At 58.3% G+C, this 1,351-nt stretch carries 1 protein-coding gene; it reads left to right on the top strand.

The window, feature by feature from the left end; all coding sequences use genetic code 11:
- Nucleotides 1–95 precede the first annotated feature (95 nt).
- The coding region (locus Q4P78_RS08805) for a C10 family peptidase (protein ID WP_303340002.1) at nt 96–1,351 on the top strand (1,256 nt) is incomplete at its 3' end.

Below are 1,351 nucleotides of genomic sequence, written 5' to 3'. Positions count from 1 at the left end.
AATCCGGCAAACAGTTCAATATCGGCGAATAGTCCCACATAAAGCAAGCCCATCGCCCGCCCCTTCACTACACCTCGGCCCTAAAGCATCAGCCAATGAAACGTTTGAGCCAATTACTCCGTCCACTCCTTCTGCTACTATTCGGTATCGTCACAGGGGTAACCTCACTCTCCGCATCCCCTATTGACGAGGCTGAAGCCCGCGCTGTGGCCGAGCAATGGTGGCGCACACAGCGCTCCTCTCGCAGCAACACAGAGAAGCTCCCCATTCGGTTAACGGCCTCATATGCTGCAGGCTACCGCTATGAGTGTGGTGAAGACTTTCTGCTGGTAGGGGGAGAGGTGCAGTCTCCCCTTATCCTAGGCTATGGTTCTTCAGCCCAATCCTCTGCCCTACCTCCACCGCCACCCTTGCAGGCAGCCTTGGGACATCCTGTAACGGTCTACCCGCCCGAGGGTGCCGAGTACACTCCCGTAGATCCACTGCTCACGACCATACGTCATCAGCTCGATCCCTACAATCGGGCCTGCCCCTACTACCTCGATGCGCAGGGGCATCCCTCTACGGAACGTTGCCAAGTGGGCTGTGTCGCCACAGCGATGGAGCAGGTGCTGACCTACTACCGCCGCCAGTACGTGCTGAAGGATACGCTCAAGGGCTGGCGTACCGCCCACTACACGATAGCCGACATCCTGCCTGGCACTGCCGTAGATACTCGCCTTATCCGCGAAGACTATGCTGACGGCACTGCCTCAGAGGCTGAGATAGATGCCGTTGCACGCCTCTCCTATTACCTGGGCGTTGCGGCGCACATGAACTGGGGCTTATCCGCCAGCGGCGCACAGACTGTACGCTTGATTGCCCCCTTGAAGCAAGCCTTTGGCCTGCCCTACGTACACTACTTGGATAGTTATAAGTATGCCCCGACAGACTACTGGAACTTCATCGCGTCCGAGATAGTCGCCCACCGCCCGGTCTACTATGCAGGTTACCTCATGACGACCGGCGGCCATGCCTTTGTGCTCGATGGTATAGACGAACGCGGCCTCATCCACGTCAACTGGGGCTACGGGGGCAACTATGACGGCTACTACCGACTGGACGTACTCTTTCACCCACAGCAGGAGAGTGACCGCCTGACCGAGTTTGACGAAGGGGGCTTCTTCTGCAATCAAGAGGCACTGGCGCTCTGTCCCGACCCCGTAACGAACGCTATCCTGCCCGACACGCTACCGCGCACGGGGCGCGAGGTGGAGATAGAGGCCATCCGCCTACTCCAACAGCCCGTTACCGGCTGTTATACGGCCGTGCAACTCTTTGTACACAACACGACTTCCGAAACCCTGACCAC

This window comes from Rothia sp. (in: high G+C Gram-positive bacteria) (genome assembly GCF_030540545.1).
Lineage (GTDB): Bacteria > Actinomycetota > Actinomycetes > Actinomycetales > Micrococcaceae > Rothia.
This window is presented reverse-complemented; position numbering and strand designations above follow the sequence as displayed.